At 69.8% G+C, this 20,189-nt stretch carries 17 protein-coding genes; 6 read left to right on the forward strand and 11 right to left on the reverse strand.

Translation table 11 applies throughout. The features are described from left to right. Positions 1-60 precede the first annotated feature (60 nt). From JIG36_RS46355 to JIG36_RS46380, 6 genes are all read left to right on the forward strand, one after another. The gene (locus JIG36_RS46355) at positions 61-843 is read left to right on the forward strand and encodes an SDR family NAD(P)-dependent oxidoreductase (protein ID WP_203383303.1); all 783 of its coding nucleotides are present in this window, start codon (positions 61-63) and stop codon (positions 841-843) included. A gap of 1 nt (position 844) precedes the next feature. Further along, on the forward strand, positions 845-1,972 hold the full coding sequence (locus JIG36_RS46360) for a DUF5938 domain-containing protein (RefSeq protein ID WP_203383304.1): 1,128 nt from the start codon (positions 845-847) through the stop codon (positions 1,970-1,972). Positions 1,973-1,974: 2 nt separating this feature from the next. Continuing rightward, complete coding sequence (locus tag JIG36_RS46365; RefSeq protein ID WP_203383305.1) at positions 1,975-3,480, forward strand: acyl-CoA synthetase; 1,506 nt, start codon at positions 1,975-1,977, stop codon at positions 3,478-3,480. 179 nt (positions 3,481-3,659) lie between these two features. Continuing rightward, a complete protein-coding gene (locus tag JIG36_RS46370) occupies positions 3,660-4,094 on the forward strand; it encodes a DUF6883 domain-containing protein (RefSeq protein WP_203383306.1) in 435 nt (144 codons plus the stop codon). Between the two features lie 4 nt (positions 4,095-4,098). Beyond that, positions 4,099-4,290 (forward strand): DUF4926 domain-containing protein, encoded by a 192-nt coding sequence (locus tag JIG36_RS46375; RefSeq protein WP_203383307.1) that lies wholly within the window; start codon positions 4,099-4,101, stop codon positions 4,288-4,290. Positions 4,291-4,366: 76 nt separating this feature from the next. After that, positions 4,367-5,404, forward strand: coding sequence for a LacI family DNA-binding transcriptional regulator (locus JIG36_RS46380; RefSeq protein WP_203383308.1), 1,038 nt, complete (start codon positions 4,367-4,369; stop codon positions 5,402-5,404). 60 nt (positions 5,405-5,464) lie between these two features. On the opposite strand, the gene JIG36_RS46385 is transcribed toward JIG36_RS46380, so the two are convergent. From JIG36_RS46385 to JIG36_RS46435, 11 genes are all read right to left on the reverse strand, one after another. Then, a complete protein-coding gene (locus tag JIG36_RS46385) occupies positions 5,465-7,225 on the reverse strand; it encodes a glycoside hydrolase family 127 protein (protein WP_203383309.1) in 1,761 nt (586 codons plus the stop codon). After that, positions 7,222-8,043, reverse strand: coding sequence for a carbohydrate ABC transporter permease (locus JIG36_RS46390; protein ID WP_307873193.1), 822 nt, complete (start codon positions 8,041-8,043; stop codon positions 7,222-7,224). The genes JIG36_RS46385 and JIG36_RS46390 overlap by 4 nt, the downstream gene beginning before the upstream one ends. After that, positions 8,040-8,906, reverse strand: coding sequence for a carbohydrate ABC transporter permease (locus tag JIG36_RS46395; protein ID WP_203383310.1), 867 nt, complete (start codon positions 8,904-8,906; stop codon positions 8,040-8,042). The genes JIG36_RS46390 and JIG36_RS46395 overlap by 4 nt, the downstream gene beginning before the upstream one ends. Positions 8,907-8,916: 10 nt before the next feature. Then, positions 8,917-10,233, reverse strand: coding sequence for an ABC transporter substrate-binding protein (locus JIG36_RS46400; protein ID WP_236049701.1), 1,317 nt, complete (start codon positions 10,231-10,233; stop codon positions 8,917-8,919). A gap of 367 nt (positions 10,234-10,600) precedes the next feature. Beyond that, positions 10,601-10,993, reverse strand: coding sequence for a hypothetical protein (locus JIG36_RS46405; protein ID WP_203383311.1), 393 nt, complete (start codon positions 10,991-10,993; stop codon positions 10,601-10,603). Between the two features lie 238 nt (positions 10,994-11,231). Further along, positions 11,232-13,484, reverse strand: a complete 2,253-nt coding sequence (locus JIG36_RS46410; RefSeq protein WP_203383312.1) for a DUF4132 domain-containing protein — start codon at positions 13,482-13,484, stop codon at positions 11,232-11,234. A gap of 8 nt (positions 13,485-13,492) precedes the next feature. Continuing rightward, the gene (gene cydC / locus JIG36_RS46415; protein WP_203383313.1) at positions 13,493-15,298 is read right to left on the reverse strand and encodes a thiol reductant ABC exporter subunit CydC; all 1,806 of its coding nucleotides are present in this window, start codon (positions 15,296-15,298) and stop codon (positions 13,493-13,495) included. Continuing rightward, the gene (cydD, locus tag JIG36_RS46420) at positions 15,295-16,968 is read right to left on the reverse strand and encodes a thiol reductant ABC exporter subunit CydD (protein ID WP_203383314.1); all 1,674 of its coding nucleotides are present in this window, start codon (positions 16,966-16,968) and stop codon (positions 15,295-15,297) included. Before cydD ends, cydC begins: the two co-directional genes overlap by 4 nt. After that, the gene (gene cydB / locus JIG36_RS46425) at positions 16,965-17,957 is read right to left on the reverse strand and encodes a cytochrome d ubiquinol oxidase subunit II (RefSeq protein ID WP_203383315.1); all 993 of its coding nucleotides are present in this window, start codon (positions 17,955-17,957) and stop codon (positions 16,965-16,967) included. Before cydB ends, cydD begins: the two co-directional genes overlap by 4 nt. Before the next feature lie 12 nt (positions 17,958-17,969). Further along, the gene (locus tag JIG36_RS46430) at positions 17,970-19,358 is read right to left on the reverse strand and encodes a cytochrome ubiquinol oxidase subunit I (protein ID WP_203383316.1); all 1,389 of its coding nucleotides are present in this window, start codon (positions 19,356-19,358) and stop codon (positions 17,970-17,972) included. Between the two features lie 119 nt (positions 19,359-19,477). Beyond that, the gene (locus JIG36_RS46435; RefSeq protein WP_203383317.1) at positions 19,478-20,038 is read right to left on the reverse strand and encodes a DoxX family protein; all 561 of its coding nucleotides are present in this window, start codon (positions 20,036-20,038) and stop codon (positions 19,478-19,480) included. Positions 20,039-20,189: the final 151 nt, after the last annotated feature.

Genomic DNA, 20,189 nt, shown 5'->3' on the forward strand with positions numbered 1-20,189 from the left:
GTCAAGAAGCGGCATGTGATGTAGGTCTCCTCAATGTCGAGAGCCCCCCGGGAGCCCCACATGGCACAGATCGATCTCACCGGCCGGCGCGCACTGGTCACCGGTGGCGCCCAAGGACTGGGCGAAGGCATGGCCCGCGCCCTCGCCACCGCCGGCGCGTCCGTCGTCATCGCCGACCTGCAGGACGACCTCGGCCCCAAGGTCGCCGAATCGCTCGGCACCACCGGGGGTTTTGTGCACCTCGACGTCACCGACGACGACAACTGGGCCGCCGCCGTCGAGCAGGCGACCGGCATCCTGGGTGGACTCGACATCGTCGTGAACAACGCCGGCGTCGAGATCACCAGCCTGATCGTCGACCTCGACCCGGCCGCCGTCCGCAAGCAGCTCGAGGTCAACCTGCTCGGCACCGCCCTCGGCATCAAGCACGCCTTCCGGGCCATGCGCGCCCAGAAGAGCGGCGTCGTGATCAACGTGGCCTCGGTGGCCGCGACCATCGCCTTCCCCGGCATCGCGGTCTATTCGGCCACCAAGTCGGGCGTCGACCGGCTGACCCGGGTGGCCGCGATGGAGAGCGGCAAGCTGGGGTACGGCGTACGGGTCAATTGCATTTATCCCGGTCTGGTCCCGACCGCCATGGGCGCCGGACTGGCCAACGACGTGGCTCGGATCGGACTGTTCGGCTCGCCCGAGGAGGCGGTCGGCGCGGTCGTCGAGCTGACCCCGAGCGGACGCCTGGGCGAGGTCACCGACATGGCCGACGCGGTGGTGTTCCTGGCCTCCGACGCGGCGAGCTTCATCAACGGTGTGGGCCTGCCCGTCGACGGCGGAATGGGGATGTGACATGGCCGCCAAACCCGTCGTCGTCTACGGCGCCTCCGGCTACACCGGCCGGCTGATCTGCGAATACCTGCGCGAGTACAACGTCCCGTTCGTCGCCGCCGGCCGTGACGCCGCCAAGCTCAAGCAGTCGATGCAGGAGAACGTGGCCGGCATCGAGACCGCCGACTACGAGATCGCCGAGGTCGGCCACGACGTCAAGGCGCTCACCGAACTGTTCGCCGGGTCGTCGGTCGTGTGCAACACGGTCGGGCCGTTCAGCGTCTATGGCCCCGAGGTCGCGGAGGCCTGCCTGGCCGCCGGCACGCACTACCTCGACACCACCGGCGAGCAGGACTGGATGATCACCTGCGACGAGAAGTACGGCCCGGACTTCGCCGCGGCCGGCCTGCTGCTCGCGCCCGGCGTCGCGCAGATGTACACCACCGGCGAGATCGCGGCCGAGCTGTGCCTGGAGAAGCCCGGACTGGACACCCTGGACATCGCGGTGTTCTGGGGCGGCAGCCCGACCATCGCGTCCACGCTGACGATCCTGGTCAACGCGGCCACCTCGGGTGCGTTCCGGCTCGAGCAGAACCGTTACGAGGCCTGGGATCCCGAGGCCGGGCTCTATCAGCTGGTGCTGCCGGGCCAGCACGAGCTGGCGCTGGCGTTGCCGTGGGGCGGCACCTCGCACCCCGTCTGGTACCGCCGCGATCCGCGTGTCGCCAACGTGAAGGTGCTCGGCGGCGTGTTCAACCGGGCGCTGATGAACGGCGTACCGCAGATCGTCTCGGCGGCCGTCGAAGCGACCAAGGACATGCAACCCGACGAGCGGTACGCGGCCCTGACCGCCACCGCCGCGCAGGTGATGAACGTGATGCCGCCGCGCGAGAACCCCCGGCTCAACAAGTCGGTCGACTCGGTGCACGCCTCCGGGCCGCTGGGGCGCGCGCACTGCGTCATCTATGGCAACTCGAACTACAAGCAGACCGGGCTCATGCAGGCGTACGCCGCCTACCACCTGCTGCAACAGCCGCCGCGCCGGGTCGGGTTCGCCTCCGGCTGCCAGGCCTTCGGGCATCGGGAACTGCTCGGGGTGCTGGAGAGTTTCGGCCTGGTGCGCGAGCCGACGGTCACGGTCGAGCGCTGACCATGCGGCTCGTCGACTATCTGGACAAGGGGGCGTCCCTCGACCCGGACGCGCCGTGCCTCACCACGGACGGGGAGACACGCACGTACGGGGAAGTGCAGCGGCTCAGCGTGCGCGTCGCGGCGGCGCTGGCCGCGCACGGGGTTGTTCCCGGAGACCGGGTGGCGGTGCTCTCCGGGAACGACCCGACCGCCTTCACCTGCGTGTTCGGGATCAGCCGGGCCGGGGCGGTGTGGTGCCCGATCAACCCGCGCAACGAGGCGTCGGAGAACCGGGAGCTGCTCGACCTGTTCGGGTGCGTGGCGCTGATCTACCAGGCGTCGTTCGAGCCGCTGGTCGCCAAGATCCGCTCGGAGTTGCCCGCGTTGCGGGTGGCCGTGTGTCTGGAGTCGGACTTCTCCGACTTCCTGGCTCAGGGCGACGTGGATCTGCCGGCGGCTGATGACCTCGCCATGATCGTTGGGACCGGCGGTACCACCGGACGGCCCAAGGGGGTCGAGCTGACCGGGGCCAACCTCGAGGCGATGACCGCGATCACGCTGATGAGCTACCCGTGGCCCGACCGGCCCGTCTATCTCGCGTTGGCCCCGCTCACCCACGCCGCCGGGGTGCTGTGCTTCCCGGTGCTGGCCCGGGGCGGCGAGATCGTCATCATGCGCAAGCCGGACGTGGCCGCGTTCATCGCGCTCATCGAACAGCACGGCGTGACGCACACGTTCCTGCCGCCGACGCTCATCTACATGGTTCTCGCGCACCCCACTCTGGACGCCGCCGACCTGTCGTCCTTGCAATGCTTCTGGTACGGGGCGGCGCCCATGTCCGCGGCGCGGCTGCAGGAGGCGTTACGCCGCATCGGCCCGATGGCGCAGCTCTTCGGCCAGACCGAGGCCCCGATGATGATCTCGACGATGGCTCCGGCCGACCACTACCTCCTCGACGGCAGCGTCGCCGTCACCCGCCTGTCCTCCGCCGGCCGCCCGTCGCCGCTGGTCACGGTGGCCATCATGGGCCCGGAGGGCGACCTGTTGCCCCGCGGCGCCACCGGCGAGATCGTCTGCCGCGGTTCGCTGGTGATGCGCGGCTACCACCGCGACCCGGCGGCGACGGCGGCCGCGTCGGCCCACGGCTGGCACCACACCGGCGACATCGGCTACCTCGACGACGACAACTACCTGTTCATCGTCGACCGCGCCAAGGACATGGTCATCACCGGAGGTTTCAACGTGTACTCGACCGAGGTCGAACAGACCCTCATGCAACACCCGGCGGTCCAGGACTGCGCGGTGATCGGCCTCCCCGACGACAAGTGGGGCGAGCGGGTGACCGCGGTCCTGCAACTGCGAGCCGGCGCGACCGCCGACAAGGCCGAGATAGCCGCCTTCGTGAAGGAACGCCTGGGAAGCGTGAAGACCCCCAAGCAGATAGAGATCTGGGACGACCTGCCACGCTCCAAGGTAGGCAAGATCCTGAAGGTAGACCTGCGAACCCGCCTCTCACCCGGCCGTTGACCGCCGCCCTCACGATGTGTCGTCGGCATCGACACCAGTTGTTACCTTGGCCGTGTGGTTGGTGCAGCTGACGGGGTAGCGGCGTGACCGGCCGGCCGCGGTCCCCGCGCGGCGATGGCGATCCGAGTTCCCACGATCGCCGTCGCGGCGACCGGCCGCCGCCGATCACCCCCGGCAACGTGGATGCGGCGCACGACCGCGTCGACGAGAAGTTCCGCACCGCGCGAGCGGACCCGACAGCGGGTGCGGGGGAGGGCGGCGCGCCGGTTGCGGTCCCCGCGCCGCCGGACTTCCGCGACGCCGAGATCGACTCGAACAAGATCACGGCGTACGCGATGAATCCCGACCATCCCGTCGGCAAGAACAAGTACCGGGTCATTCACAGCGCCACCGGACTCGAACCTGGTGACGCCGCCCTGGTCGAACAGCAGATCCGCGACGGTATCGCCCAGGGCACGCCGATCCTCGCGAAGCCCGATGAGTACGGTCAGAGGTGGGGCGTCAACGTGCCCCTGACCGGGCCGCGGGGCACGATCATCGTCCGCACGGCCTGGATCGTGGACGTCGGATCGACCACGCCCCGGCTGGTGACCATCTCATTTCCGAAGGAGTGACGACGTGGAGCTGTACGACACCGTCCGACTGCTGGTCGACCTGCCTTCCGAAGGGCTGGAAGCGGGCGCGGTCGGTGCGGTGGTCCACATCTTCGACCGGCCACGGGTCGCCTATGAGGTCGAGTTCACCGATGACGACGGCCGCACGATCGCGCAGGTTCCGTTGACAGCGGACCAGGTGCGGGTGGTCGCCTAGGTTCGGCGCGGGGAGTCCCTAAGCTGGTGGAATCGTATGCGGGCATGGGGATGCGGTGGTGTTACGCTCCGGCTCGATGTCACCTTCCCGGCGGTTGACGCCCACGATGAAAGACATCGCCGCGGCTTCTGGGGTTGCGCAGAGCACCGTGTCGCGGGTGCTCAACAACGCGCCGACCCGGGTGCCGATCGCGGCGGGGACGCGGGAGCGTGTTCTGCAGGCCGCGCGGGAGCTCGGCTATCGGCCCAATCCGCTGGCGCGGGGGCTGCGCGGTGCGTCCACCAACCTGATCGGGGCGGTGGTCCGCGACTTCAGTGACGTGTTCTATGCCGGGGTCATCGAGGCCCTGGTGGTCGAGTCGATGGCGCACGGCTACAACGTGGTTCTCGGGCACGTTCACGGGCGGCTCGACGAAGGGGTTCCGCTCACCACCGTTCTGGAGACGCGCCACACCGACGCCATTGTTCTGCTCGGTGACATGCAGGGCTATCCGGAGCTGATGGCCGACCTGCGGCGCTCGCTGGTGCCGGTGGTGGGGCTGTGGCAGGGGACGAGTCCGCTCGAGTTCCCCACGGTCAACCCCGACGACCAGGCCGGCGTACGGGCCGGTCTCGAGCATCTGGCGGCGCTGGGGCACCGGCGGATCGGGTTTCTCAGCGCGGACCTGCCCAACGAATACCGGATCCGTGAGGACGCGTACGCCGACTTCATGCGCGAACGGTTCGGCGGTGTGCCCGACGGTTATCTGCGTCGCTGCCCGTCCACCCTCGACGGCGGGGAGTCGGCGCTGGCCGCGCTGATGCGGTTGCCCGAACCGCCGACCGCGGTGGCCGCGTCGACCGACCTGGTCGGGGTGGGGGCGTTGCACGCGGCGCACGGTCTCGGCATTCCGGTGCCGGGGCGGCTGTCGGTGGTCGGCTTCGACGACATCCTCATCGCCTCGCACACCGTGCCCGCGCTGACCACGCTGCGCATGCCGGTCGGCGAGATCGTCGGGCACGGCGTCGCCGAGGCGGTCGCGCTGACCCGCGATCCCGAGCGGGCCCGCGAGCCGGGCGTGACCACGTACGAGCTGCCGTTGATCGTCCGCGACTCGACGGCGCCCCCAGACTGAACGGCCCGCCGCCCGAGGATCAGCGCGGAATCCAAACCCGCGCCGCCGGGTCGTCAGGGATCAGCGCGGGATCCAGACCCGCATGCCGCCGGGGGTGCGGTTGGCCCACGCGAAGTAGGGGATCGCGCCCGCCGTCCCGTGCCCGGCCACCGGCACGCTGACCCCGACCATCGACTCGGCGATGTCGGGCCGGGGCACCAGTTCCGGCGCGCGGCCGGCGTCGAACGTCAACTCCTCGATCTCCGTACGGGCGGGGGCGTCGGCCGATTCGAGGCAGTACACGAGCGGACCCCGTTCCAGCGCGACGCACCCCCGTACGGCGTCGATCCGGGGATCCGGCGCGGTCACCCGGGCCGGCAGGTCGAGACGCAGCTCGGCCACATCACCCGCCCGCCACCGCCGGTGCCGTTTGACCACGCCGGGACCGACCGCCGAAGTGCCGTCGGGGCCGGTCAGGGTCGCCGCCCGAGACCAGCGGGGCACCCGCAACGACAGGGTCCACGGTTCCGGCGGCGTCGCGGCGACGGTCACGGTGACACGGCCGTCCCACGGGTAGCCGGTTCGGACCCGCAGCTGGATCGGGCCCGAGGCGATGTCGGCCGACGCGTACTGGTGCAGTTGGACACCGCTGACGTCGTACGTCGCCAGGTATTGCGGCCACGAACTGAGCAGGCGCATCAGGTTGGGCGGGCAGCACGCGCACCGGTACCAGGGTTGCCGTAGCCCGTCGTCGCCCGGGGCGCGGTGGGTGCGGCGCTGCAGCGGGTTTGTGTAGAAGAACCGGGTTCCGGTCAGGGACAACCCGCCGAGCACCCCGTTGAACATGGCCCGCTCGATCGCGTCGGCGTACCCGGGATCGCCGGTGGCCAGCAGCAGCCGCCAGGCCAGCATGACGCTCGCGATGGCGGCACAGGTTTCCGCGTACGCACGGTCGGGCGGCAGCTCGTACGGATCGCCGAACGCCTCGTCGCGGTGCCGGCTGCCCAGCCCGCCGGTCAGGTAGGTGCGGGTGCGGGTCATGTCGTCCCAGCGGCGGCGCACCGCGGCCAGCAACCGGTCGTCGCCGAGTTCGACCGCCACGTCCACCGCACCGCAGTCCAGATAGAGCTGCCTCACGGCGTGCCCCGCGACCTCGGCGGCGTCACGGACCGGTTCGTGGTCCTGCCAGTAGGCCGCGCCGAACCGGTCCGCACCCGGCAAGATGCCCCGGCCACGCAGCTCGATCATGCTGGCGGCCCTCTCGGCGTGCCGCCGGTCGCCGGTCACCCGTCCCAGTTCGACCAGGGCCATTTCGATTCCGGGATGGCCGTCGACCAGCTTCTCGGGCACGTGGGCGACCGCCCGCAGCGCCACCGTGAGCAGCCGGTCGTCACCGAGCGCACGCCGCCAGGCGACCGCCGCCTGGATCAAATGGCCCAGGCAGTAGAGCTCGTGCCCCCACGACAGATCCCGGTAGGGCCCGTTGCCGCCGACGACCTGGACGTAGCTGTTCAGATAGCCGTCGGGGCGCTGGGCGGCGGCGACCAGGGCGATCACCTCGTCGGCAGCCGCGGCCAGACCGGGGTCACCGCGCCGGCCGAGTTCCCAACCGGCCGCCTCGAGCCACTTGTAGACGTCGGAGTCGAGGAACGGCAGGGGATCGGCGGGCCGGTACGTGCCCGGGGCGCCGGCCGCGAGCCGCAAATTGTCGAGGTTTCCGGCCTCACGGAGCTGCTCCAGCCCGTACGGGAGGGAACTTTCGCGGTTGATCCGGAGGCGCTCGGCCCAGAACCCGTCGGTGATCGAGACCTGGCGGACGTCAAACGAACAGAATCGGGTCATTTCACGGCTCCGCTCATCAGGCCGGCCATGTAGTAGCGCTGCAGCAGCAGATAGACCAGGACGCAGGGGACGATCGAGATGGTGACGCCGGCCTGGAGCATGCCCCAGTCGGTGCCGCCGAGGCTGGTCTCGGTGCGGGCCGTCGCCAGGATCACCGGCAGCGTGAACTTCTCGCTCGAGCTCATCATCACCAGCGCGCCCAGGAACTCGTTCCACGACGTGATGAACGCGAACAGGGTGACGGTGACGATCGCCGGCACGGTGGGCGGAATGAAGATCCGCCACAGGGTCTGCAGGGAGGCCGCGCCGTCCATGACCGCGGCCTCCTCGAGTTCGCGGGGCACGGCGGCGAAGCTGTTGCGCAGCACGTAGAGGCTGAACGGCAACTGGATCGTGGTGTGCAGGACGGCCAGCCCGACCAGCGAGTTGGTCAGGCCGACCTTGGCGAACATCAGGAACATCGGGGTCAGCAACGCCTGGTAGGGAACGATCAGCGACAGCAGGAGCACGACGAAGACGAGTTCCTTGAAGGGCAGGCGGAAACGGGCCAGCCCGTACGCGGCGGGGACCGTGAGCAGCAACGTGAGGACGATCGTCAGGAGCGCGGTGCCGGCGCTGTTGCCCAGATAGGTGAGCAGGCCCTCCTGGTAGTCCCAGAGCCGGCGGTAGCTGTCGAGGCTCAGACCATGCGGCACGTACGTGGGTGGGGTGGCGGCCGCCTCGGCGGTGGGTTTGACCGAGGCCAGCACCGAGTAGAGCAGCGGCAGCAGCATGACCGTGCAGATGGCGACGCAGGCGGCGGCGACGAGTTTCTTCACGATTCGCTCCGCCGGGTCAGCACCAGCTGCACGACGGTGAAGGCCAGGATGGTCACGGCCAGCACCAGCGACAGGGCGGCGCCGTAGCCGAGCTTGAGATAGGGGAACGAGTTCAGATAGACGAAGAACACCGAGGTCGCGGTCTCGTTCTGCGGCTGGCCGGCGGTCATGATGTAGAACTGGTCGAACGCCAGCAGCGAGCCGATCACGCTGATCAGGGTGACCAGCAGGACCGTCCGCATGGTCAGCGGCAGCAACACCCGACTGACCCGCTGCCAGTAGCCGGCGCCGTCGACCAGGCTGGCCTCGGTGATCTCGGACGGCACGGCCTGGATGGCGCCGACGAACAGGATCATCCCGAAGCCGATGACCTTCCAGACCACCGAGGCGCTGATCGCGAAGTTCGACGTGTCCGCGTCCACCCCCAGCCACAGCACCGGGTGGTCGACGACGCCGAGATCGAGCAGGATCCGGTTGACCACGCCGAAGTCGGTGCTGAACAGCCAGTACCAGAGCAGGCTCGACACGCCGAGGCCGATGACGACCGGGGCGAACACCACCGTACGGGTGACCGCGCGCATCCGGGAGGCGGGCGCGGTCAGCAGGGCCAGCAGATAGCCGCCGACGATCAGCACCGGGGTGACGAGCAGCGTGTATTTCAGCGTGAACAGGAACGACACCCAGAACTGCCGGTCCGCGAACGCCTGCCGGTAGTTGTCCAGCCCGATCCAGCGCGGCGCGCTGATCAGCGACCACTGGTGCAGCGACATCCAGATCATCCGGCCCAGCGGATAGACCGTGAAGACGAGCACGAACGCCAGCGCCGGCGCCACATAGGCCAGACCCACCCACCGGTTGCGCATGACGGCTCCCCTAGGACTTGGCGGCTATGTCCTTCATCGCTGTCTTGGCGTCGGCGATGACCGTGTCGAGGTTGTCGTCGGTGTAGTAGGCCCGTTGCAGCATCTTGAGCCACGGGCCCTGCGGCGAGTTGATCTGCTCGAAGAACGTCAGCGTGTACGGCGTGCGGCCGACGGTCAGCGCCTTGGCCACGTCCTGCACCAGCGGTTCGGCCTGGAAGTACTTGTTGTCGACCATGTCGCTGCGGGTCGTCAGGTTGAGCGCCTTCGCGTACACCTCGACCTGCACGTCGTCGGAGAGCAGGAACTTCATGAAGTTGACGGCGTCGGCGACCCGCTTGCTGCCCTTGGGGACCACGACGAGGTCACCGCCGATGAACGAGGCGCTGGAGCCCGCGGTCATGCCGGGCAGCAGGGCGATGCCGAACTTCATCGACGGGTTCTGCTGACGGGCCAGGGTGATGTTGAAGTTGCCGGTGCCCATCATGCCGACCTTGCCCGAGCCGAACTGCAGGTGGAACGTCTCGCCGTTCTCGGTGCGGTCGCCGTTGTGCACGTTGCCGGCCTTGACCATGTCCCGCTCGAACTGCAGCACCTGTTTGACGCCGTCACCCACGAGCGGCTCGTCGCCCGGCCCGGCCGCCTCGATCTTGGCGCCGGACGCCCACATCAGCGGGCCGACCGTGAAGATGTTGCAGCCCGCGCAGTTGCCGGGCAGGTAGTAGCCCTTGACGTCGCCGCCCAGCGCAGTGATCTTGTCGGCGTACGTGCGGAGCTCGGGCAGGCTGGCCGGCGGCTTGTCCGGGTCGAGACCGGCCCGCTGGAACAGATCCTTGTTGTAGAACAGCGCCGACACGTCGGCATAGAGCGGAACCCCGTACAGCCGTTCCTCGAAGGTCGCGACCGTCATGTGTCCCTTGCTGGCCGTGCTCAGTTCGGACCAGCCGTTGAGCCGGTCGGTGAGGTCGACCAGCTGGCCCGCCTTCTCGAACTGCGGCGCATAGATCAGGTCCATGCCCATCAGATCGGGCACCTGCCCCGAGGCGATGCCCTGGGCGATCTTGCCGACCATCTCGGTGTGCGGGATGTAGGTCAGCTTGACCGGGCAGTCCGGGTTCTTGGCGTTCCATGCCGCGACCAGCATGTCCACCATCTCTTTGTTGCCACCCGAGCGCTCCCACATGGTGAGCTCGCCGCTGCTCGCGCAGCTCGTCGTGGCCGCCACGTTCTGGCCGGCGGTGGATTCCGGTGACTCAGCCTCCTGGGAGCAGCCCGCGACCCCGATCATGGCCGCGACCGTCAGGAGGGACAACCGCTGGCGGGTCCTCATCCCTGGTGCCTCCTGTCGAGTTGTCCCGGCCGCTCGGGCGTCGCATCCGTTCGTCTCCGACGGCCGGGTTATCGGGACCGTACCGGTACCGCATACGTTTGCGTACATACGTTTGCGGCAACTGCGAAAAGTCCTCCACCGTTGGTCGAGGCATCCATCGGGACGAAGGCGTGGCCGATCTGCACCTGCAGACCGAGCTCGGCGACGGCTGGATCAGTCAGAAGATCGATGTCGTAGCGGGGTGGTGGGTACGGACCGCTGCTCACGCCGAGGGCCACGGCCCGGCGAGCTGGCCGCTGGCGCGTCCAGAACGCTCACCGAGCCGCGGCGACCTGCGTGAATGGTTGCGCCCAAGAACCCCTGCCGGTCATCCGCCGACCAGGGGGACCAGCCGGATGAACGAGACCTCGTTGTCGTCGCGCAGGTCGATCAGCTCGTCGAGGCTGTCGATCTGCCGGTCGCGGGTCAGCATCACGAAACCGTTGCGCCCGAACGCCTCACATGCCGCATCCGCCTGCGCTTCCCAGTCCACGCGTTCGCGGCCCGGAAGCTTGAACCCCTGCGGTGTCTCGGTCGCGGCCGCCGGCCGGACCAGTCCCCGGAACACATCCCCGCCCGTGGCGTTGAACCGGGCCACCTCTTCCCGCACCCGCAGCCGGACCAGTTCCCGCGCCGTGATCCGATCAGGCAACCCCGGCAGCAGCCACGAGTCGATCTCGCGCCCGCTCATGGTCTCGTCTCGCATCAGCGCCTCAGCCATGCCCTACCGCCTCCCACTCCCACTCACCCCGAACCGCCATCCGCGCCGCGCCCCGTTCTCCGCGCGGCCCCTGTTCCGCGCGGCCCCTGTTCCGTGCGTCGCCCTGTTCCGCGCGCCGCCCTGTTCCACGCGCCGCCCCGTTCTCCGCGCCACCCTCGCTCGCCGCGCTGCGTCCGTTCACCGCGCGGCCCGCTCGCCGTGCGCGGCCAACACCGACTGCTGCCGCGTCCCCGGTGACCTACGCCGGCCGCGGGAGCTGGCGCAGGATCGTTGCGTCGGTGATTTTCTCGTCGGCCGCCAGCAGGAACGCCTTCGACAGGATCAGGCTCAACCGCTCGTCGTCGTCGAACGGCAGGCTCACCCGCGCCGATCGTCCGGCGGGCACGATGCACAGGTAGGCGTCGTTCGGCTCCATGAGGATGTTGCCCGACCCGAGATGGATCTTGTAGGTGGCGCGGCTGCCCCGGACCCGCAGGAACCGGTCGGTCAGCTCGCACTTCGAGCCGATCGCAAGCCGTGGCAGCAACCGCGCCAGCACATCCCGCCGCACCTCGGCACTGCCGGTCAGCGCCCCGAACCCGGCCGTCTGCCAGTACATGCCGAACGGATGCTCACCCCGGTCGGCCCACGTGTCGTCGGCCGCGATCGACGTCACCCCGACGAACAGGTCGACGTCACGCATCGCCTCGCTGAGCACCCGCGCCGGAACGTCGGTGACCGGCACCGGCTCCCACCGCCGGCCCGCACGCACGGCGAACCGCACCTGGTCGGTCGAGCAGTGCTCCACTGTGTAGCTGGGGGCCTCCACCTCGCCCGCGATCTCGTGCCGGAACGACGCCTGCCACGTGCCGGCCGCGAGCTCCCGAACCGCCTCGCTGTGATAGCCGCCGTCCCACGTGCCGAGGTAGGACGCCGACCAGTTCCGCACCCGCATCAGCGCGTTGGCCTGCCGGTAGCGCAGAATGTGCCCCGCGAACCGGTTGGAATAGGCCCGGGTCTGCTCCTCGGCCGGCGTCAGTCGGTAGACCTCGCGGAACGCCTGCTTGAACGGCTGCCGGATCCCGGCCGTGGTGATCGTGTCACGCCAGGCCGCCACCTCGGCCGCGTCGGCCAGCACCGGATGCCACAGCCGCACGACCCACCCGGCCCCGCCCGCGCCGCCGACCCGCCACTCGTCGCCGGCGGCCTCGGGCAGCCCGGTCGTCCACTCCCGGCCGTCGGCTGACACCTGCCACAGCAGTCGCCGCGCCACCGTGCCGGTGATCGGGTGTCGCGCATAGCGTTCCACCCAGGTCTCCCATTTCCACGTACGGTCGTGGGCCAGCAGATCTTCCAGCCGGGCGCGCTCGAGCCCCAGCGTCTTGTTGAGCGCCTTCACGAGGGTCTTCGCCTCGCCCGTGCGGGAAAGGGCCTTCGCCTTGTCACCCACGATCTCGACCGCGTCGCCGTGCCGATCGATGTCGTGGGTCTCGACGGTGAGTTCCAGAGCCTCGCCCGGCGCCCACCCGCGGGCCGCCCCGAGCCGGTCGAGCGCGTCACGCACCCGCACCCGCAACGGCTTGCTGCGGCAGGTCACCGCGAGCCGCGCCAGGGCCGCCGCCGGCGCGTCACCCGGCCGGTCGGCCACCGCCTCGACTGCCGAGGCCGCCGTGCGGGACGCCCGCGCGTAAGCCCCGCGCCCGTACGGTTCACCGGCCACCTGTGCGACCCGCGCGATCAGCGCTGTCGCCTCGTCACCCGGATCGGCCGCGGCCATCCAGACCAGGCCCCGCAGCAGCTGGTCGTGGAAGTCGTCGAGCGGGCCGGCCTCCTCGGTGAAGGTGGCGAGCACGGTCGTGACCGCCGACGGCACCGCCGGTGAGGCCGCGACCAGCTGCTCGGCCTGGCGCAGCCACGTCTTCGTCGGCGCCGGTTTCGCCAGCGTGTCCGCGAATTCCAACGCCGCGATCACCGCCGGATCGGCCGCGAGCCCGCCCAGCCGCCGCCGCGTGGTCACCCCGAACCCGTCGCGCTCGGGCAGCAGATGGGCCGGCAACCCGCCGCCGAGCCGGGCCAGCACCTCGCCGTAACGCGCGGCCAGCGGACGGCGGATGTCAGTCGGCATGCCCCACCGCTCGGAGACGTCGGCCAGCACCGCCCGCAGCACCGGCTCGAACGGCGCCAGCTGCTCGACGGACAGCTGCGACGCGATGATGACCGGCAGGTGGAAGACCCGCCCGTCATACTTGGTCGTGGACTCGCGGCTCACATGCAGCGCCCAGGCCAGATCGTCTTCCGTCCACGGCGTCGGCGCCGCCGCGACCTCGTAGATCTCCGGATCGCGCAGATAGACCGGGCCGCTGATGTCGGCGGCGTAGCGATGCCACTGTTTGGAGATCAGCCGCTGCCGCGCACCGTCCCACTCCTCACTCTCCACCTCCGTGACCACGGTCGGCGTGACATCGCGCGTCTCCGGGCGCGGACCGGGAATCAGGGAGAGCCAGCTGTCCATGCGCGGAATCATGCCGCGGGGGTACGACAAAACTCCTTCACCTGCGACGACAGCGAGATCACCCGGTCCACTTCGGACGCGATACCCGTACGGTGGGTGATCAGAAGGACCGCCCGGTCGCCCGCCGCCGCCAGCAGATCCCGGGTCAGCGCCACCGCCGTCTCGTCGTCCAGATGCTCGGTCGGCTCGTCCAGAATCAGGATCGGGAAGCCGGCCAGCAGAGCCCGCGCCAGCGCCAGCCGCCGCCGCTGCCCGCCCGAGATCGCCATCCCGTGCTCCCCGACCAGGGTTTCCAGCCCCTGCGGCAGCGAGGCGACCCAGTCCAGCAGCCGGGCCTGCCCGAGCGCGGCTCGCAGTTCGTCGTCGCTCGCGTCCTCCCGCGCCAGCCGCAGGTTTCCGGCGATCGTGGTGTCGAACAGGTACGCGTCTTCCGGCAGATAGCCGACCACCCGCCGCACCTCGTCCGGCGCGATGTCCCGCAGATCGACCCCGTTCAGCGTGATCCGCCCCGCCGTCGGATCAAGAAACCGCACCAGCAACGACGCGACGGTCGTCTTCCCCGACCCGCTGGGCCCGGTCAACGCCACCCGCGCCCCAGGTTCCAGATCAAGATCGAGTTCCCGTACGACGTCAGGCCCGCCCCCCGGCCACGCCGCGCTGACTTTTTCGACCCTCAGGAGGCATTTGTCCGCATAGGAGGCTTTTGTCGGTGTACGGCCATCCCCAGCCCCCTCCCACCCGGGGATACCCGGCACCCTACCCCCGGCCGTCGGCGGGTCGTCGGTTGTCCACAGCCGGGCCTGCCTGTGGATAACCGAAGTCGCCGAACCCGCGGATGTGGTGGAGTGTTCGGCACCCGGAGACACCGAGAACACCTCAGCCAGACGACGCAGCGCCGCCCGAGCCTCGGCATAGCGCTGCGCCGCCACCGGCACCGTCCCCACCGTTTCGAAGACCGCGAGAGGAGTCAGCACGATGACCGCCAGAAGTTCGCCGCTCAGGGACCCGGAACGGACAGCCACCGCCCCCGCCGCCAGCCCCACGACAACGCAGAGACCGGTGGTGACCGCCGTGACAGCCGCCGACACCCCGGCCGCCGCCGCGGAACGTTCGCCGGCCCGCCGCAACCGGGCGTCCACATCGGCCAGACGAGCCAGTTGTGCCCGGTCCGCCCCGTACGCGAGAAGGTCGGGAAGCCCCTGCAACAGGTCGACGGTTCCGGTGGCGAGTTCGCCGCGCAGCGGTGCCAGCCGGCCGTCGCTGCGGCGGGCCGCCGAACGCTGCATCCACGGCACGCCCACCCCGACGAGCAGGATCCCGGCGGCCAGAGCGGCGCCGGCGGTCACCGACAGCGAGCCGATGAGCAGCACCGACGCCAGGCCGACGATCGCGGCCACGGCGGCGGGCAGCAGCACCCGGGTGAGCATGTCGAGCACGGCGTCGACGTCGCCGGCGAGGCGCTGGGTCAGGTCGGCCTGGCGGAACCCGGCGAGCCCGGCCGGGGCGATGCGTTCCAGGTGGGCGAAGAGCCGTACGCGCAGACGGCCGAGGGCCCGGAAGGCGGCGTCATGGGCGGCGAGCCGTTCGGCGTAGCGCAACACGCCGCGCCCGATGCCGAACGCGCGCACGGCCACGATGGCGACCATCAGGTGCAGCACGGGCGGGTGGAGGGCCGCGCGTGAGATGAGCCAGGCCGAGGTGGCCATGAGGCCGACACCGGCGCCGGCCGCCCCGACACCGGCGAGCACAGCGACGGCGATGCCACCCGCCGCGGGACGGGCGGCCGACCGGAGCAGTTGCTGCCAGCTGGTCATTTTGCGCCTCCGGCAATGAGCGCTGCTGCGGCCTCGAGCTGGTTGGTGGGGGAGGGGGAGGGGGCCCCGGAAACGTGCACAATGCGGTCGGCCAACGCGATCAACTCGGGGCGATGGGCGGCGATCAGAACGGTCCGGCCCACGGCCAAACGGCGGATCGCCGCCATGACCGAAGCCGCGGTCTCCCGGTCCAGATTCGCGGTCGGCTCGTCCAGCAGAATCAACGGCGCGTCACGGAGGAAAGCCCGCGCCAACGCGATCCGCTGACGTTGCCCCGCCGAAAGACCCACCCCGTTGTCCCCGAGCCGTGTGGCATAGCCGTCGGGCAACTCCTCGATGAATCCGGAAGCCCCCGCCGCAGCGGCGGCCGCGGCCACGGCAACGGCCGTTGCGGAGCTGCCCAGGGCGATGTTCTCGTGAATGGTCCCGGCGAACAGATGCGGCCGCTGCGGTACCCACGCGATCTGCGCCCGCCAGGCAGCCAGATCCACGGTGGACAGGTCGATGCCGTCCACGGCCACGCGGCCCGTCGACGGACGTACGAAACCCAGCACCAGGTTGAGCACCGTGGACTTGCCGCAGCCGCTCGGGCCGGTCAGCGCGACGATCTCGCCCGGCATCACGGTCGCGGTCAGGGAGAGCGAGGACGAACGGAACGGCACGACCACGTCTTCGAACGAGATCGGGGCCGGGAACGGCGGCGGTGGAAGCGAACCGGCGGCGGGGAGCGGCTTCTCCAGCAAGGCGAACGCCTCGGAAGCGGCCGCCAATCCTTCGGCGCTGGCGTGGTAGTGGGCACCCACCTGGCGCAACGGCAGGTACGCCTCGGGGGCCAGGATCAGCACCAGCAACGCCGTACGGAGGTCCAGTTCGCCGCCGACCAGGCGCAGGCCGATGCCCACGGCGACCAGCGCCACCGACAGCGTGGCCAGCAACTCCAGCACCAGCGAGGACAGGAAGGCGATCCGCAACGTCCGCATGGTGACGCGGCGCTGTTCGTCGCTGATGCGGCGGATCGACGACGCCGTCGACGCGGCGCGGCCGAACAGCTTCAGTGTGGGCAGGCCGGCGATCACGTCGAGGAAGTGGTGGGACAGGCGGGCCAGCAGCCGGAACTGACGGCGGTTGTCGGCCTCGGTCTTCAGGCCCACCAGCGCCATGAACACCGGGATCAGCGGCAGGGTCAGGGCGATGGTCAGGGTGGCGACCAGGTCGGCCGGGAAGATGCGGGCCAGCACGACGAACGGCACCAACGCGGCCAGGATCAGCTGCGGCAGGTAGCGGGCGAAGTACGAGTCGAGCGCGTCGAGCCCGCGCACGACCAGGGCCACCGAGGCGCCGGTGCCGCCCGAGGGGCCCTGCGCGGCCAGGTGGGTCAGCAGGCGGCCGCGCAGTTCGCTTTTCACCCCGGCCGCCGAACGCACGGCCGCCGCCTCCTGCGCCCACGCGATCAGGCCGCGTCCGGCGACGACGGCGATCAGGGCGGTCAGCGCCGGCCCGAGATCCGCGAGGTCCGCGCCGTCCAGGAAGACCGCGGTGATCCCGTACGCGAGGAGGGTTGCCATCGCCACGATCAGCGCGGCCTGCGCCACGCCCAGAGCGACCGTCACCGCGAGGTAGACGCGTGCGCTGCGGGCGTAGCGCAGAAGGCGGGGGTCGAGCGGCTTCACGAAGGGATCCGTTCGACCGTCAGGCGCTTGCGGAACACCCAGTACGTCCAGCCCTGATATGCCAGCACGATCGGCGTGAACGCGACGGCGACCCAGGTCATCACGGTCAGCGTGTACGGGGTGGAGGACGCGTTGTCCACGGTCAGGCTGTTGGCCGGGTCGAGGGCGGGCATCACGTTCGGGAAGAGCGTGACGAACAGCCCGGCCACGGCCAGCACCAGCGTGAGGCCGGTCCCGATGAAGGCCCAGCCCTCACGCCGGAAGCGGGCCGCCACCGCCGCGCCGATCAGGGACAGCGCCGCCGCCGCGAAGATGATCAGGCCGGAGGGATCGAAGTACGCCACCGAGGTCCAGAGCAGAAAGGCGGCGGCCACCACGAGAGCCGGCCACGACAGAGCAGCGGCCAGGCGACCGGCCCGGGAACGCATCTCGCCGTCCGTCTTGAGGGCCAGGAACACCGCGCCGTGCAGGGTGAACAGCGTCAGCGTGGTCAGACCCCCGAGCAGCGCGTACGGGTTGAGCAGGTTGAAGAAACCGCCCACGTACTCGTGCGACGCGTCGAGCGGCACCCCGCGCACGATGTTGCCGAACGCGACACCCCACAGGACCGCGGGAACGGCGCTGCCGGCGACGATGCACCAGTCCCAGCGGCGGCGCCAGCGATCGTCGTCGCGCTTGCCGCGATACTCGAACGCGACCCCACGGATGATCAAGGCGACCAGGATGAGCAGCAGCGGCAGGAAGAACCCGGAGAACAGGGTCGCGTACCACTCGGGGAACGCGGCGAAGGTGGCGCCGCCGGCCACGATCAGCCATACCTCGTTGCCGTCCCAGACCGGGCCGATGGTGTTGATGAGCAGGCGGCGTTCGCGGTTGTCGCGGCCGAGCACCGGCAGCAGGACGCCGACGCCGAAGTCGAAGCCCTCGAGCAGGAAATACCCGGCCCACAGGACGGCGATCAGCGCGAACCAGACAGTGGTGAGTTCCATGATTCCTCGGGCTCAGTAGGCGAAGGCGAGAGGGCGGTCTTCTTCATCCGATTCGGGGGCGATCGGGGGCGCGCCGGCCCGGGCGTACTTCACGAAAAGCCCGACCTCGACGACGGCCAGAACCCCGTACAGAAGCGTCAGCACGATCAGTGAAGTAGCGGCCTCACCGGCGCTCACCGACGGAGAGACACTGTCCGCGGTCTTGAACAGCCCGAACACCGTCCACGGCTGCCGCCCCATCTCGGTGAAGATCCAGCCGAACGAGTTGGCGGCCAGGGGCATCCCGATCGAGCTGATCGCCGCCAGCCACAACCAGCGGTTCCGAGGCGTACGCCCGCCCCGCGTGAACCAGAGCGCGGCCAGCGCGACCAGCATGGCCAGCCCGCCAAAACCGATCATGAAGCGGAACGACCAGTACGTGACCGGGATCGAGGGCTTGTAGTCACCCGGGCCGTACGTGGATTCGTACGAACTCTGCAGGTTGTCGATCCCCTCGACCGCGCCGTCGAAGTCGCCGGTGGCCAGGAACGACAGGAGCGACGGGATGCGGACGCTGTACAGCTCCTCGCTGCCGTCGAGCGACCCGATGGTGAAGATCGAGAAGCTGGCCGGTTGGGCGTCGGAGTACAGGGCTTCGGCGGCGGCCATCTTCATCGGCTGCTGCTCGGTCATGATGCGGGCCTGCTGGTCGCCGGTGATGAGCACGCCGATGCCGGCGATCAGCACCACCCACGCGCCGAGTTTGAGGCTGGGCCGGAACACGTCGACCTGGTTGCGCCGCTTGAGGTGCCAGGCGCTGATCGCCACCAGCACCGCGCCGCCGGTCACGAAGCAGGCCGTGATCGTGTGCGGGAAGGTGACCAGGGTGGTCGAGTTGGTCATGACGGCCCAGATGCTGGTCAGCTCGGCCCGGCCGGTGTCGGGGTTGAGCTCGTAGCCGACCGGGTGCTGCATCCACGAGTTGGCGGCGAGGATGAAGTACGCCGAGAGCAGCGTGCCGATCGCGGCCAGCCAGATCGTCATCAGGTGCAACCGCTTGGGCAGCCGGTCCCAGCCGAAGATCCACAGGCCGAGGAACGTCGACTCCAGGAAGAACGCGAGCAGGCCTTCGATCGCGAGCGGGGCTCCGAAGACATCGCCGACGAAGCGGGAGTAGTCGCTCCAGTTCATGCCGAACTGGAACTCCTGCACGATGCCGGTGACCACACCCATCGCGAAGTTGATCAGGAAGAGCTTGCCCCAGAACTTGGTGGCGCGCAGGTAGTGCTCCTTGCCGGTGCGCACCCAGGCCGTCTGGAGCACGGCGACCAGCACCGACATCCCGATCGTGATCGGGACGAAGAGGAAGTGGTAGACGGTGGTGATGCCGAACTGCCATCGGGCCAGGTCGAGCGCGTCCACGGGCGGTTCCTTTCAGTGATTTCACCCCGAGTCTCGTCATCGGGGGAGGGGGCCGATCAGGGCCGAAAGTCCCTACACGCAGGGACGGCCGCCCCGAAGGGCGGCCGTGTCGGAACCGTTCAGATGAGCCAGCGGTTCTTCTGGACGAGCGGGAGCTTGGTCCACCAGCGGCCGAGGCCCCAGGTGTGTCCCGCGTAGGTGAGGGCGAGCGCGATCGCGGCGACCGCGTAGATGAAGTGGTAGTCGACCACCGGGTTGCTCGAGCCGCTGGCCAGGGGCCATTCGGCGGCCCACATCATGGCCATGACGGCGGTGGCGGAGACGGCGGCCACCCGCAGGCCGATCCCGGCGATGAGGGCGATGCCGATGCCGAGCATGCCCAGCATGAACGCCCAGTTGGCCCAGGCGTCGCCGGCGATGGAGTGGAAGAAGCCCTGGAACGGGCCGACTTCGACGCTGCTGAGGAAGCCCTTGGTCGGCGAGCCGCCGTTGATCCAGGCCCGCTCCCACGGGGTGGACCAGCCAAGACCGAAGGTCTTGTCGAGGAACGCCCAGAGGAAGACGAATCCGAGCGAGATCCGGGTGACCGCGAGGGCCTTCGCGGCAGTCTTGGTGAGCATGGCGCCGGGAGCCTCGACCGTCTCGAGGTGGGCCACGGCGTTCCGGCGGATGGTGGTCATCTCTGCCTCCTTCATCGTTATCTCTCGCCTCTGAGATTCCTCTGGATGAAGGCGCCGCACCCGGGCCGTCGATCCCGACCTGGAAGGACCAAAGTCCCGTGGGCGGGGAGTGACCGGGGTCACGTGGAGGCGATCAAGCGAGTACCGTACG

The sequence above is a fragment of the Paractinoplanes ovalisporus genome, from assembly GCF_016834655.1.
Taxonomy (GTDB): domain Bacteria; phylum Actinomycetota; class Actinomycetes; order Mycobacteriales; family Micromonosporaceae; genus Actinoplanes; species Actinoplanes ovalisporus.

Bases quoted from the DNA above. Each gene is read 5' to 3' on its own strand.
- JIG36_RS46355 (WP_203383303.1), top strand. From the start codon at position 61: ATGGCACAGATCGATCTCACCGGCCGGCGCGCACTGGTCACCGGTGGC.
- JIG36_RS46360 (WP_203383304.1), top strand. From the start codon at position 845: ATGGCCGCCAAACCCGTCGTCGTCTACGGCGCCTCCGGCTACACCGGC.
- JIG36_RS46365 (WP_203383305.1), top strand. From the start codon at position 1,975: ATGCGGCTCGTCGACTATCTGGACAAGGGGGCGTCCCTCGACCCGGAC.
- JIG36_RS46380 (WP_203383308.1), top strand. From the start codon at position 4,367: ATGTCACCTTCCCGGCGGTTGACGCCCACGATGAAAGACATCGCCGCG.
- JIG36_RS46385 (WP_203383309.1), bottom strand. From the start codon at position 7,225: ATGACCCGATTCTGTTCGTTTGACGTCCGCCAGGTCTCGATCACCGAC.
- JIG36_RS46395 (WP_203383310.1), bottom strand. From the start codon at position 8,906: ATGCGCAACCGGTGGGTGGGTCTGGCCTATGTGGCGCCGGCGCTGGCG.
- JIG36_RS46400 (WP_236049701.1), bottom strand. From the start codon at position 10,233: ATGAGGACCCGCCAGCGGTTGTCCCTCCTGACGGTCGCGGCCATGATC.
- JIG36_RS46405 (WP_203383311.1), bottom strand. From the start codon at position 10,993: ATGGCTGAGGCGCTGATGCGAGACGAGACCATGAGCGGGCGCGAGATC.
- JIG36_RS46410 (WP_203383312.1), bottom strand. From the start codon at position 13,484: ATGGACAGCTGGCTCTCCCTGATTCCCGGTCCGCGCCCGGAGACGCGC.
- cydC (WP_203383313.1), bottom strand. From the start codon at position 15,298: ATGACCAGCTGGCAGCAACTGCTCCGGTCGGCCGCCCGTCCCGCGGCG.
- cydB (WP_203383315.1), bottom strand. From the start codon at position 17,957: ATGGAACTCACCACTGTCTGGTTCGCGCTGATCGCCGTCCTGTGGGCC.
- JIG36_RS46435 (WP_203383317.1), bottom strand. From the start codon at position 20,038: ATGACCACCATCCGCCGGAACGCCGTGGCCCACCTCGAGACGGTCGAG.